This is a genomic window from Streptomyces sp. NPDC039609, assembly GCF_055596705.1.
Genome location: NZ_JBVIUJ010000018.1, coordinates 57,821 through 69,683 on the forward strand (window position 1 = coordinate 57,821; position 11,863 = coordinate 69,683).

Genomic DNA, 11,863 nt, shown 5'->3' on the forward strand with positions numbered 1-11,863 from the left:
TCAGTCCGAGCCGCCGCCCCCTCCGCCGCCTGCCTCGCCGGCGCCCCAGGATCCGTCGCCGCCGCCACCGAACCAGCCACGTCCGGTGGCGTAGCCGTCCGTACCGCCGCCCTGGCCCAGCAGTCCGCCGTCGCGAGAGAAGCGCGGCAGGAAGAGGGCGAGTGCCGGGTCGCCGTAGAGGGCGACGTACAGCAGGACCAGATTGCCGTCCGTCACCTCGCGACGATGCGCGGGCAGCGGGTGCCGCTCCCGCAGCCCGGCCAGCAGCCGTCGGGCGGCTCGGGTCGTGGGAGGGAGGAACAGCAGGGCGAGCGCGGCGACGGTCGGTACGGCGCCGAGGGCGAGCGCCAGGGCGAGCTCGGCGCCGGACGGGCGCGTGATCAGCAGGCCCGTCACCACCGTCGCCATCGCGCAGACCAGCAGCCCCCGGGCGACGAGCAGCCGACCGTGCGGGCGGAGGAGCCCCGCCCGGCCCAGCTCGGCGCGCAGCGCGTCGACGGCCCGTCGCGCCCTGGGCTGGGCGGCCAGCACTCTTATGCCCAAGGCCCGCCGCAGCGAACTGTGCACTCCCAGCTGGACCGGATCGCGGGTCCGGCCGGGTCCGCCGTTGGCCCGAATCGTGCCCTTCCGGCCGGCCGCCACGGCGCCGCGCTGGTGCAGCGCGACGAGCGCCACGACCACGGCCGCCCGCCGTCCGCCACGGAGCAACGCCAGTGCCTGCGGGGCGAGTTCGGTCCGCTCCGGGCTGCGGGTTCGCAACAGCGCGAGTGCCGCGGGCAGTTGTGCGCAGGACGCACCGATGAACCACCAGGTATCCGCCCCCATGACGCCCCACCCCCCCGAGGGTGTTGTGCCCGTGAGAGCCTGATCATCACGCGCGAATGGCTGAAATCTGAGGTTCTTTTGAGGTCTTCCCGGCCACCGGCCCGCCGCTGAGGCCTCAGGCGCCGGTGGTGATCAGTTCGTCCGCCGGGGTGTTCACCGGCTGAGGTGTTCCCGTGAGGTCGAGGACGAAGAGCGGGATGCCGAGCTCGTCGGCGCGGGAGCGGGCGTCGGGGGTGTAGCCGGCGAGGGAGAAGAAGACGCTCACGGACGAGCTGCTGAGCCCGTTCAGCCAGAGGCATTCGACCGCCCGCAGCGCGGCGGGGCGGGTGCTCGGGTCGACCTGGGCGACGAGCCCGGGCGCTCGGAGGTCGACCCCGGACGCGGTCCGCTCCTCGGGCTGGACGACGTTGCGGAACCCGAGCCAGCGCAGATACCCGGCCGACGCGGCCACCGCGTCCCTGGCGGTACGGATGGTCACGGGCCGGAACGAGGGCCTCGGCGCGGCGGGGTGCGGGGCCGTCGGCGGCAGCGGGATGTGCGCGGGGTAACGCTCGGTGAACGCCCGACTCCGTCCGGCTCCGAGGCCGTGGCTCGTGACGTCGTGGAGGTCGCCCGCGGACTGGTCGGGGAGGTCGCCCTCCGAGTCGTGGAGGTCGCTCTCCGGGGCGTCGCCGGTCCATATGCCCGAGGCCGGCGACGCTTCGTCCGTCCCGTCGGTCGGGGCCGGCCCCGGGGCCGCGCCCGGCTCGACGCCGTCCGTCCCCTCGCCGGCGCGTGCGCCCGGAGGGTCGCCGGCCCGGGACTCGGCGCGGTGACCGGTGTCCGTACCGCCTGGCAGGGCCCCGGGGCCGGGGCGGCCGTGGGAACCGAGCGTGCCGGGCGTCGCGTCGGTGGCCGTCGTGTTCGCGCGTCTGTCCTTCGGGTCCGGGCTCGGCGTCCCCGGGGCGGCCCGCCCGGGCCCAGGCTGCCGCGGGAGTGTCCGTGCCGGCGCCGGCACGCCCGGCAGCGAACCGCCGTCGCCGAAACCCGGCTCGCGGACCGGGACGCGGAGGACCGTGCCGCAGGTGCAGCCCAGCTCCGGGTGGGGCCATTCGTCCTCACGCCCACAGGCGACGCAGCGCACCGCGACCCATTCGTCTGTCCAGTTGCGGTGCGTGACCGGCTCACCCGTCGCTCCGGGGATCACCGGTGGCACCACCGGTGTCCCGCAGGCGCACGGGAAGACCGGCGCCGCGTACGGCTGCGTACGGAGGCATTCCGGGCAGCGCACCGGTACCGACTCACCCACACCGAACCCCACGCCGAACCCCCTGTCTTCCCGTCCCCATCGTCCACCAATCCGCCACGGGAGGGGAGGGACTTCGGCCAACGTCCGAGGCCGGTCCCTTGACGGCCCCGGACCCCCCGACCTACATTGCTTCCACATAGTAGAACAATACTTCCGCAATACGGAAACGGCCACCGAGACGGTGGGTGACCCGTTTCCGCCTGGCCGAAGCAGGAGCCCTCCCATGCCTCGTATGACCGCCGCCGCAGCGGCCGTTGAGATCCTCAAGCGCGAAGGCGTCACCAACGCGTTCGGCGTGCCCGGCGCGGCGATCAACCCCTTCTACCGCGAGCTCAAGAACGTGGGCGGCGTCAGCCACACGCTCGCTCGCCACGTCGAGGGCGCGTCCCACATGGCCGAGGGCTACACCCGTGCCAAGGCCGGCAACATCGGTGTCTGCATCGGTACCTCCGGCCCCGCGGGCACCGACATGATCACCGGCCTGTACTCCGCGATCGCGGACTCGATCCCGATCCTGTGCATCACCGGCCAGGCCCCGGTCTCCAAGCTGCACAAGGAGGACTTCCAGGCCGTCGACATCGCCTCGATCGCCAAGCCGGTCACCAAGGCCGCCACGACGGTCCTCGAGGCCGCCCAGGTCCCCGGCGTCTTCCAGCAGGCCTTCCACCTGATGCGCTCCGGCCGTCCCGGCCCCGTCCTCATCGACCTGCCGATCGACGTCCAGCTGACCGAGATCGAGTTCGACCCGGAGACGTACGAGCCGCTGCCGGTCTACAAGCCGCAGGCCACCCGCGCCCAGGCCGAGAAGGCCCTGAGCTTCCTGCTGGAGTCCGAGCGCCCGCTGATCGTCGCCGGCGGCGGCATCATCAACGCCGACGCCTCCGACCTGCTGGTCGAGTTCGCCGAGCTGACCGGCGTCCCGGTCATCTCCACCCTCATGGGCTGGGGCACCATCGCCGACGACCACGAGCTGAGCGCCGGCATGGTCGGCGTCCAGACCGCGCACCGCTACGGCAACGCGACCTTCCTCGAGTCGGACTTCGTCCTCGGCATCGGCAACCGCTGGGCCAACCGCCACACCGGTTACAACATGGAGGCCTACACCAAGGGCCGGAAGTTCGTCCACGTCGACATCGAGCCCACCCAGATCGGCAAGATCTTCGCCCCGGACTACGGCATCGCCTCCGACGCCAAGGTCGCGCTGGAGCTCTTCATCGAGATCGCCAAGGAGTGGAAGGCCGCGGGCAAGCTCCCCGACTTCTCCGCCTGGGCCGCCTCCGCTCAGGACCGCAAGGCCACCCTGCAGCGTCGTACGCACTTCGAGAACGTCCCGATCAAGCCGCAGCGCGTGTACGAGGAGATGAACAAGGCCTTCGGCCCGGAGACGCGCTACGTCACCACCATCGGCCTCTCCCAGATCGCCGCCGCGCAGTTCCTGCACGTCTACAAGCCGCGCCACTGGATCAACTGCGGCCAGGCCGGCCCGCTCGGCTGGACCATCCCGGCCGCCATCGGTGCCGCCACCGCGGACCCGGAGACCCCGATCGTCGCGCTGTCCGGCGACTACGACTTCCAGTTCATGATCGAGGAGCTGGCGGTCGCCGCCCAGCACAAGGTCCCCTACGTCCACGTCCTGGTGAACAACGCCTACCTGGGCCTGATCCGCCAGGCGCAGGGCAACCTGGGCATCAACTTCGAGGTCAACCTCGAGTTCGAGAACATCAACACCCCGGAGATCGGCGTCTACGGCGTCGACCACGTCAAGGTCGCCGAGGGTCTGGGCGTCAAGGCGATCCGCGTCACCGACCCGGAGAAGCTGGGCGAGGCGTTCGAGGAGGCCAAGAAGCTGGCCGTCGAGCACCAGGTCCCGGTCGTCGTCGAGGCCATCCTGGAGCGCATCACCAACATCGCGATGAGCAAGACGGTCGACATGAGCGATGTCACCGAGTTCGAGGAGATCGCGACCGAGCCCGGTCACGCTCCGACGGCGATCAAGGCCCTGAAGGTCTGATCAGTCGTCGGAGGTGACGGCCCCCGCTCCGAGAGCACCGGAGCGGGGGCCGCTCCACGTCCGTACTCCCTGCGCCCGTACCAGCGTCGCCCCCGCCTCCGTCCAGTCGTAGAGGACGGACCTCCCCGCCCTCCTCCGCCGTACGAGACGGGCGTCGAGCAGCACCTTCAGATGCCGTCCCACGGAGCCGAGCCCCTGCCCCGTCAGCGCCACCAACTGACTGGTGGACGTGGGGGATTCGAGCCGTACGAGCACCCCCGCACGCGCACTCCCGAGCAGCGCGCCGAGCGCATCGGGGACGGCCGGGCCCTCCGCGCCGGCCAGAGCCCCCGCACAGGGGTAGACGATCGCGAAGCGCTCCGTACCCTCCCATGACACCCATCCCCGGCTCGGTGTCACCGGCACGAGGAACAGCCGCCCGCCGGAGACCGACCTCGGTGGGAAGTCACGGGTGTTGACCTGCAGCCGCCCCTCACCCAGCCAGCGCGTCCGCCCCGGGGACAGCTCGTCGAGCGCCGCCGCCCACCCGCCCGCGGTCAGCCGCGCCGTACGCGCCATCACATCGGCCTCCAGGACGCGTCGTCGGCGCGGCCAGGTCGGCAGGACCGTCTCCCGCCACACCCAGGCGAGCAACTCCGCCATCCGGTACGGCAGATCAGTCGCCGAAGCCAGCGGCTCGGGGACCGGACCGCCCAGCGAGACCGCCAGATCCGCCACCGCCGCCGCGGGCGGCGTCTCCCGGATCCGGGCCACCTCCTCCTCGAAGGACGGCTCGCCCTCGCCCAGCGGGGTGGGGGTCACGAAATCCGCGTTCCACGCGGTCCCGAGCGCGGCCCGCACCAGCAGGGCGTCGAGCGGCTCGGCCGCGAGCCGCGCCCGGTAGGCGGGCAGACGGTCCGTCAGCCATGCGCTCTCGCCCGGGTGAGCGGGCTTCGGCAAGTCCAGCGCCTGCAGCGCGGCGATGGTCTCGGCCAGCGGGGACACCAGGAACCGGCTGCCCGCGAGCGCGTCGGCGTCGATCTGCCACCAGCCCATGGTTTCGCCTCCCGACGAAACAGTACCGGCGTCCCGTCGCGCTCTCGGAGACTCCGGCCCATGCGTAGCTATCAGGAGCTGTTCCGTACACCGGAGTTCACCCCGCTCTTCCTCACGGCGTCCGTCCAGGTCGCGGCCCAGACGGTGGCCGGTCTGGGGCTCGCCACGCTCGTCTTCCGGTCGACGGGCTCACCCTTCCTCTCCGCCCTCGCCCTCTTCGGTCCCGCGCTCGCCCAGGTCCTCGGCGCGACGACGCTCCTTTCGGCCGCCGACCGGCTGCCGCCGCGCGCCGCCCTGGCCTGCATCGCGCTGGTCTTCGGCCTCGGTACGGCCGCCCAGGCCGTTCCCGGGCTGCCGACGGGCGCGGTGTTCGCGCTGCTCCTCGTGCAGGGCCTCGTCGGCTCCGTGGGCGGCGGGGTCCGTTACGGACTTCTGGGCGAGATCCTCTCCCGCGAGGGCTATCTGCTCGGCCGCTCGACGATGAACATGGCCGTCGGCGTCTGCCAGATCGCCGGGTTCGCGACCGGCGGGCTGCTCGTGGCGACGCTCTCGCCGCGCGGGACGTTGCTGATCGGCGCCGCCCTCCACCTCGTCGCGGCGCTCCTCGCCCGTCTGGGCCTCAGCCGCCGCGAGCCACGGGTCGCCGGCCGGGCCTCTGCCGCCGAGACCTGGCGTACCAACGCGCTCCTGTGGTCCTCGCGCCCGCGCCGGCTCGTCTATCTCGCCCTCTGGGTCCCCAACGGGCTGATCGTCGGCTGTGAATCGCTCTTCGTCGCGTACGCCCCCTACGCCTGGGGGCGTGGGGGGACCCCCATCGACGGCGCCGGGCTGCTCTTCGCCTGCGCCGCGCTCGGGATGCTGGCCGGGGACACCGTCGTCGGACGATTCCTGCCGAAGAAGCGGCGGACCCGGCTCGGCCCGCCGCTCCAGATGCTGCTGGCAGCCCCGTACCTGCTCTTCGCGCTCGATCCGGGGCTGCCCCTCGCCCTGGTGGCGGTGACGGTGTCCGCCGTGGGCTACAGCGCGAGCCTGCTGTTCCAGGAGCGGCTGCTGGCGCTGGTGCCGGACGGGCTCAGCGGTCACGCGCTGGGGCTGCACTCCTCGGGAATGCTGACGTTCCAGGGGCTGAGCGCGGCGCTGGCCGGCGCCATCGCCCAGGTCACCTCGCCCGCGGCGGCGATGACGGTGCTCGCCGCCGCCTCGCTGGCGGTCAGCGGGGTGCTGGTGCTCACCGGGGGGCCTTCGAGCGGACCACGACCGTCTCCTCACAGGGCCCGTCGGCGAACAGCTTGAGCGCCTCCAGCTCATCCTTGTCCGCGCTCAGTCCCCAGCGCAGCTTGCTGCCCAGCCATTCGGCGACGTAGCGGCAGTACTGAGTGGAGGAGGACGGGACCCAGCCGGCGGGGTCGCGGCCGGCCTTGTCCTTCTGGCTTCGGGCGGTGACGGCGGCGAGGGTGCCGGGGGGAGCCGAGGTCGTTGGCGTACCTCTCGCGCCGGGCCGCGGTCCAGCCGGAGGCGCCGGACTCCCAGGCCTCGTTGAGGGAGACGACGTGATCGACGCGGAGGGCGGCGGGGTCCGTGACGGTCTGACCGTCGTAGTACGAGGTCCACCTGCCGCCCATGAGCGTGCAGCCGGGGCCGGTCTTCGGGGCGTCGACGGCCTCCTCCAGAAGGACCTCGGCGCGGGTGTCGCAGCCGTCGGCGGGGTCGAGTCCCTTGTTCCAGTGGGGGAAGGCGGACAGCTTGTAGCCGGCCGGGTTCTCGGCCGCCTCGGTGAGGTCGGCGAGCGCGTCGGGGAAGAGGACGACGTTCGCGGACAGCGCCGGGGAGGGCACGGCGAGGGGGACAGGATCAGCGCGAGCGGGGCCAGGCCCCGCACCAGGTTCTTGATCATGTACGAGTGGATAGTGGTGGGGGAGGGGCGCACAGGGGGAGAACCACGGTGCGCTCGCCCGTGCGGGTGTGGATCTTCACCGCAGAAACGATGCGTGGTCGCCCGCGAGGGTGGACGGCACGCGAAAGAGCGCGGAACCAGGGACCGTAAACCTGGTTCCGCGCTCTCGTTGTGCCCGCCCGACGGTGCGAGGCTGGCGCGACAGGACGTTCGCGCCGCCGGGCGGAGTCTTGGGGGGAGGTGGGGCGTTGGGACCGCGGCGGCGACGACGAGCTGCTCGGGGATCCCTTCCTTCAGGTCAAGAAGGGGCCCGGTTCGCCCTTACCACCGCACTGGCTCGCACACCGCCGCGGTCCTCACGCTGTCCGTTCCGCCGGCCACCCCTCATCCGGGCCGTCGGTTCGGACGGCGTACGGCAGCTGACCTCCCGTCAAGTGCCGTACGCGGTCTGGAAACCGTGGAGAGATCAGTCCTCGCGCAGGGCGCGGACCGCCTCCTCCACGCGCTTGCCGTAGTCCGCGTCGGCGGCGGCGAAGTGCGCGATGTTCTTCTCGATGACGTCCTCGCGGGAGACCTGGGAGAGGCCACCGGCGATGTTGGCGATCAGCCGCTTCTTCTCGTCCTCCGACATCAGGCGGTAGAGCTCACCGGCCTGGAAGAAGTGGTCGTCCTTGGCGTGCTCGGGCGCCGCGTGGGTGCCGGTCCAGCCGTGGATCGCCAGCGGGGCGGAGAGCGCCTCGTCGGTCTGCGAGGGACCGGCGTACGAGTTGGGCTCGTAGTTCTTGTCGTGGCGCGAGCCCTGACGGGTGGCCATGAAGCCGTCGCGGCCGTAGTTCTCGGCCACCGTCGCCTTCGGGGCGTTCACCGGCAGCTGGGTGTGGTTGACACCGAGGCGGTAGCGGTGGGCGTCCGCGTAGGCGAAGAGGCGGCCCTGGAGCATCTTGTCCGGCGAGGGACCGATGCCCGGGACGAAGTTGTTCGGGGAGAACGCGGCCTGCTCGACCTCGGCGAAGACGTTGTCCGGGTTGCGGTCGAGGACCAGACGGCCCACGCGCTGCAGCGGGTAGTCGCTGTGCGGCCACACCTTGGTGAGGTCGAACGGGTTGAAGCGGTAGTCCGCGGCCTCGGCGGCCGGCATGACCTGGACGTACAGGGTCCACGAGGGGTTCACACCGCGCTCGATGGCCTGCAGCAGGTCGGTCTGGTGCGAGTTCGCGTCCTGGCCGACGACCTCGGCGGCCTGCTCGGCGGAGAGCGAGCGGATGCCCTGGTTCGTCTTGAAGTGGTACTTGACGAAGAAGGCCTCGCCCGCCTCGTTGGTCCACTGGTAGGTGTGCGAGCCGTAGCCGTTCATGTGACGGTACGAGGCCGGGATGCCGCGGTCACCCATGAGCCAGGTGATCTGGTGCGTCGCCTCGGGGGCGTGCGCCCAGAAGTCCCAGACGTTGTCCGGCTCCTGCTTGCCCGTGAAGGGGTCGCGCTTCTGGGAGTGGATGAAGTCGGGGAACTTGATCGGGTCCTTGATGAAGAACACCGGGGTGTTGTTGCCGACGAGGTCGTAGTTGCCCTCTTCGGTGTAGAACTTCAGCGCGAAGCCGCGCGGGTCACGGACGGCGTCCGCGCCACCGAGCGAGTCGGCCACGGTGGAGAAGCGGATGAACGTCTCGGTCCGCTTGCCGACCTCGGAGAGGAAGGAGGCCTTGGTGAAGCCGGTGACGTCGTCGGTCACCTCGAAGTAGCCGTACGCGCCGGAGCCGCGGGCGTGCACCACACGCTCCGGGATCCGCTCACGGTTGAAGCGCGCGAGCTTCTCCAGCAGGTGCTGGTCCTGGAGGAGGATGGGGCCACCGACGCCGGCGGTGGCGGAGTTCTGGTTGTCGGCGACGGGGGCGCCGGACTCGGTCGTAAGCACGCGCTTCGACATCGTGACCTTCCGTACGGGAGCTGCACTGTTGGGTGCTCTGGAGCGTAAATACGCCCGGAACGAGACGTCAACAGTTTGTTGAAAATGAAGTGTGGTGTTCCGGACGGCGGCGGCGCCTGGGCGCGACAGGACAGTTGTCAGCGCCGCCGCCGTCCGGAAATCAGGGCCCCGTGAGGGGGATGGGTCAGACCTGCTGGCCGGAGAGGCGCTCGACGGCGCGCAGCAGGGCCGAGTGGTCCAGGCCGCCGTCGCCCTGCGCACGCAGGGAGGCGACGAGCTGGGCGACGACGGCACCGACCGGGAGGGACGCACCGACGTTGCGGGCGGCGTCGGTGACGATGCCCATGTCCTTGTGGTGCAGGTCGATCCGGAAGCCGGGCTTGAAGTCCCGGTTCAGGAAGTTGTCCTTCTTGCGGGTCAGGACCGTGGAGCCGGCCAGACCGCCGTTGAGGACGTCCAGGGCGGCCTGGAGGTTCACGCCGGACTTCTCGAGGAAGACCACGGCCTCGGCGCACGCCTGGATGTTGACGGCGACGATGAGCTGGTTGGCGGCCTTCACGGTCTGGCCGGAGCCGTGCGGACCGCACAGGACGATGGTCTTGCCGAGGGCCTCGAGGACCGGCAGGGCCTCGTCGAAGTCGGCCTGCTCGCCACCCACCATGATCGACAGGACGGCCTCGATGGCGCCGGCCTCGCCGCCGGACACCGGGGCGTCGATGACGCGGATGCCCTTCTCGGCGGCGTTCTTGGCGAGGTCGATCGAGGTCTGCGGGGTGATCGACGACATGTCGATGATCAGCGCGCCCTGCTTGGCGTTCTCCAGGATGCCCTCGGGGCCGTAGGAGATGGCCTCGACCTGCGGGGAGGCGGGCACCATCGTGACGACCACGTCGGCGTCCTTGACGGCCTCGGCGATCGACCCGGCGACCGTGCCGCCGGCCGCGGCGAGGCGGTCCAGCTTGTCCTGCTCCAGGGTGAAGCCGGTGACGGAGTAACCGGCCTTGATCAGGTTCTCGGACATGGGCGAACCCATGATGCCGAGGCCGATCCACGCAATCGCCGGGCGGGTGGGCTGGGAGGAATCAGGGAGGTTGCTCATTGGGGGTACCTCTCGGGGTTGTGCGATGTCAGGGGGAGCTGACGCCCGGCTCGGGCGGACGGGGGTGTCGGCCCCCGTCCGGTGTCAGCGGGCGGCGCGGGCCTCGGCCGGGAGCCACTCGAAGGACGCGGCGGCGTCGGCGGCCTTGTACTCCAGGCCGACCCAGCCGTCGTAGCCGGCCTTCTTGAGCTCGTCGAGGAGCTGCTCCAGCGGCAGGTCGCCCGTGCCCGGCGCGCCACGGCCCGGGTTGTCGGCGATCTGGACGTGACCGGTCTTGTCGGCGTACTGCGCGATGACCTGGCTGACGTCCTCGCCGTTCATCGACAGGTGGTAGATGTCGAGGAGGAACTTGGCGTTGTCGAGCCCGGTGGCCGCGTTGACCTTGTCGACGACCTCGATCGCGGAGGGGGCGCTCACCAGCGGGTAGAGCGGCGACTCCGGCTTGTTCAGGGTCTCGACCAGCAGGATCGCGCCGATCCGGTCGGCCGCGCGGGCCGCCAGGACCAGGTTCTCCAGGGCGAGGGTGTCCTGGATCTGCGGGTCGACGCCTTCCACGCGGTTGCCGTAGAGCGCGTTGAGCGCCTTGCAGCCCACCGAGGCGGCGAAGTCGGCTGCCACCTCGATGTTGGCGCGGAAGCGGTCCGACTCCTCACCGGGTACGGAGAGGGCGCCGCGGTCGGGGCCGGGCAGCCGGCCGGCGTAGAAGTTCAGGCCCACCAGCTGGGTGCCGGCGTCGTCCAGAGCCTTCTTGAGCGCGTCGAGCTCGCTCTGGTCGGGGGTGGCGGTGTCGATCCAGGGCCACCACAGCTCGACCGCGGTGAAGCCCGCCGCGGCGGCGGCCGCGGGGCGCTCCAGGAGCGGGAGTTCCGTGAAGAGGATCGACAGGTTCACATCGAAGCGCTGGTCCGTGTATCCCATGAGGGGCGGCGCTCCTTCCGTATAGCGGAAGTAAGTTTCTGTCTGACGGAATGTTGCAAGCGGGGCGCCCCACTTGTCAAGAGGGTCCGGCAGCTCAGGGCTGCCGTCGGCCGACTCCCGGCCAGTAGCGTGGGGGCATGGTGCGTTTGAAAGTGGAGTTCACGACCGAGCCGTTCGACCTCGACGAGGCACCGGCCCACGCGGTCGTGGCTCGTGAGGTCATCCAGGCGGCCCAGCTGGACGCGGTGGATGTCGGTCCCTTCGGAAACACGGCGGAAGGGGGCGCCGACGCGGTGCTGACGGCCGTGGACGCGCTGCTGCGCAAGTCCCTGGCGGCCGGCGCGACCCGTGTCTCCCTCCAGGTCAATGTGATCGGGGAGGAGTCGTGATCGAACACCCGCTGATCGCCGCGGTGAAGCCGCTGGTCGACGCCATGGGCGCGGAGATACTGGGCCCCGAGCAGGCCGAGCGCGACGACGTGGTGCTCGCCTGGGAGGGGGAGGACGTCCTCGCCGTGCGTCTGCCGCAGCTCTCGGACTCGCTGGACCACATTCTCGCCGCGATGGAGCGCAGGCACGGGATGCCACTGGCCGAGCTGGACCGCAAGACCAAGCAGGAGGCGGTCCGGATGCTCGAGGCGCGCGGCGCCTTCTCGGTGCGACACGGGGTGGAGACGGTGGCCGGGGCACTCGGTGTCAGCCGGTTCACCGTGTACAACTACCTGAACCGGGAGACCGCCCTGAGCAGGGAAAAGGCCCCCAAGGAGGGCTAGTTGATCATGATTGGCCACAAGCCGTCGTCCAGATGTCGGGACGACGGCTTCTGTGTGACCGAGTTTTCAACAAAGTGTTGACGTGGTGTTGCGGGAG

General features: G+C 71.1%; 10 protein-coding genes and 1 pseudogene. 4 read left to right on the forward strand and 7 right to left on the reverse strand.

Annotated elements, in window-relative coordinates; genetic code table 11:
* Both ACZ561_RS36495 and ACZ561_RS36500 read right to left on the reverse strand, forming a co-directional pair.
* The gene (locus ACZ561_RS36495; protein ID WP_471003825.1) at positions 1 to 825 is read right to left on the reverse strand and encodes a TIGR04222 domain-containing membrane protein; all 825 of its coding nucleotides are present in this window, start codon (positions 823 to 825) and stop codon (positions 1 to 3) included.
* Positions 826 to 940: 115 nt separating this feature from the next.
* Positions 941 to 1,369 (reverse strand): annotated as a pseudogene (locus ACZ561_RS36500) (hypothetical protein); the annotation flags it as partial.
* 976 nt (positions 1,370 to 2,345) lie between these two features.
* Here ACZ561_RS36500 and gcl point away from each other — a divergent pair.
* On the forward strand, positions 2,346 to 4,124 hold the full coding sequence (gene gcl, locus ACZ561_RS36505) for a glyoxylate carboligase (RefSeq protein WP_471003967.1): 1,779 nt from the start codon (positions 2,346 to 2,348) through the stop codon (positions 4,122 to 4,124).
* Here the strand turns inward: gcl and ACZ561_RS36510 are convergent, their stop codons facing one another.
* Positions 4,125 to 5,159, reverse strand: a complete 1,035-nt coding sequence (locus ACZ561_RS36510; RefSeq protein ID WP_471003827.1) for a transcriptional regulator — start codon at positions 5,157 to 5,159, stop codon at positions 4,125 to 4,127.
* A gap of 60 nt (positions 5,160 to 5,219) precedes the next feature.
* Here ACZ561_RS36510 and ACZ561_RS36515 point away from each other — a divergent pair, with 60 nt between their 5' ends.
* On the forward strand, positions 5,220 to 6,452 hold the full coding sequence (locus ACZ561_RS36515; RefSeq protein ID WP_471003829.1) for an MFS transporter: 1,233 nt from the start codon (positions 5,220 to 5,222) through the stop codon (positions 6,450 to 6,452).
* 11 nt (positions 6,453 to 6,463) lie between these two features.
* Here the strand turns inward: ACZ561_RS36515 and ACZ561_RS36520 are convergent, their stop codons facing one another.
* From ACZ561_RS36520 to ACZ561_RS36535, 4 genes are all read right to left on the reverse strand, one after another.
* The gene (locus ACZ561_RS36520) at positions 6,464 to 6,994 is read right to left on the reverse strand and encodes a GmrSD restriction endonuclease domain-containing protein (protein ID WP_471003830.1); all 531 of its coding nucleotides are present in this window, start codon (positions 6,992 to 6,994) and stop codon (positions 6,464 to 6,466) included.
* Positions 6,995 to 7,519: 525 nt separating this feature from the next.
* Positions 7,520 to 8,977, reverse strand: coding sequence for a catalase (locus ACZ561_RS36525; protein WP_471003832.1), 1,458 nt, complete (start codon positions 8,975 to 8,977; stop codon positions 7,520 to 7,522).
* Between the two features lie 184 nt (positions 8,978 to 9,161).
* On the reverse strand, positions 9,162 to 10,076 hold the full coding sequence (locus ACZ561_RS36530; protein WP_471003834.1) for a 2-hydroxy-3-oxopropionate reductase: 915 nt from the start codon (positions 10,074 to 10,076) through the stop codon (positions 9,162 to 9,164).
* Between the two features lie 84 nt (positions 10,077 to 10,160).
* Positions 10,161 to 10,994, reverse strand: a complete 834-nt coding sequence (locus ACZ561_RS36535; RefSeq protein ID WP_376436844.1) for a TIM barrel protein — start codon at positions 10,992 to 10,994, stop codon at positions 10,161 to 10,163.
* A 140-nt stretch (positions 10,995 to 11,134) separates the two neighbouring features.
* On the opposite strand from ACZ561_RS36535, the gene ACZ561_RS36540 reads away from it, so the two are divergent.
* Positions 11,135 to 11,383 (forward strand): YkoF family thiamine-binding protein, encoded by a 249-nt coding sequence (locus ACZ561_RS36540; RefSeq protein ID WP_329125284.1) that lies wholly within the window; start codon positions 11,135 to 11,137, stop codon positions 11,381 to 11,383.
* 44 nt (positions 11,384 to 11,427) lie between these two features.
* Positions 11,428 to 11,766, forward strand: coding sequence for a helix-turn-helix domain-containing protein (locus ACZ561_RS36545; protein ID WP_329125282.1), 339 nt, complete (start codon positions 11,428 to 11,430; stop codon positions 11,764 to 11,766).
* The last annotated feature ends 97 nt before the right edge of the window (positions 11,767 to 11,863 follow it).

Bases quoted from the DNA above. Each gene is read 5' to 3' on its own strand.
- ACZ561_RS36495 (WP_471003825.1), bottom strand. From the start codon at position 825: ATGGGGGCGGATACCTGGTGGTTCATCGGTGCGTCCTGCGCACAACTG.
- gcl (WP_471003967.1), top strand. From the start codon at position 2,346: ATGACCGCCGCCGCAGCGGCCGTTGAGATCCTCAAGCGCGAAGGCGTC.
- ACZ561_RS36510 (WP_471003827.1), bottom strand. From the start codon at position 5,159: ATGGGCTGGTGGCAGATCGACGCCGACGCGCTCGCGGGCAGCCGGTTC.
- ACZ561_RS36515 (WP_471003829.1), top strand. From the start codon at position 5,220: ATGCGTAGCTATCAGGAGCTGTTCCGTACACCGGAGTTCACCCCGCTC.
- ACZ561_RS36525 (WP_471003832.1), bottom strand. From the start codon at position 8,977: ATGTCGAAGCGCGTGCTTACGACCGAGTCCGGCGCCCCCGTCGCCGAC.
- ACZ561_RS36530 (WP_471003834.1), bottom strand. From the start codon at position 10,076: ATGAGCAACCTCCCTGATTCCTCCCAGCCCACCCGCCCGGCGATTGCG.
- ACZ561_RS36535 (WP_376436844.1), bottom strand. From the start codon at position 10,994: ATGGGATACACGGACCAGCGCTTCGATGTGAACCTGTCGATCCTCTTC.
- ACZ561_RS36545 (WP_329125282.1), top strand. From the start codon at position 11,428: ATGGGCGCGGAGATACTGGGCCCCGAGCAGGCCGAGCGCGACGACGTG.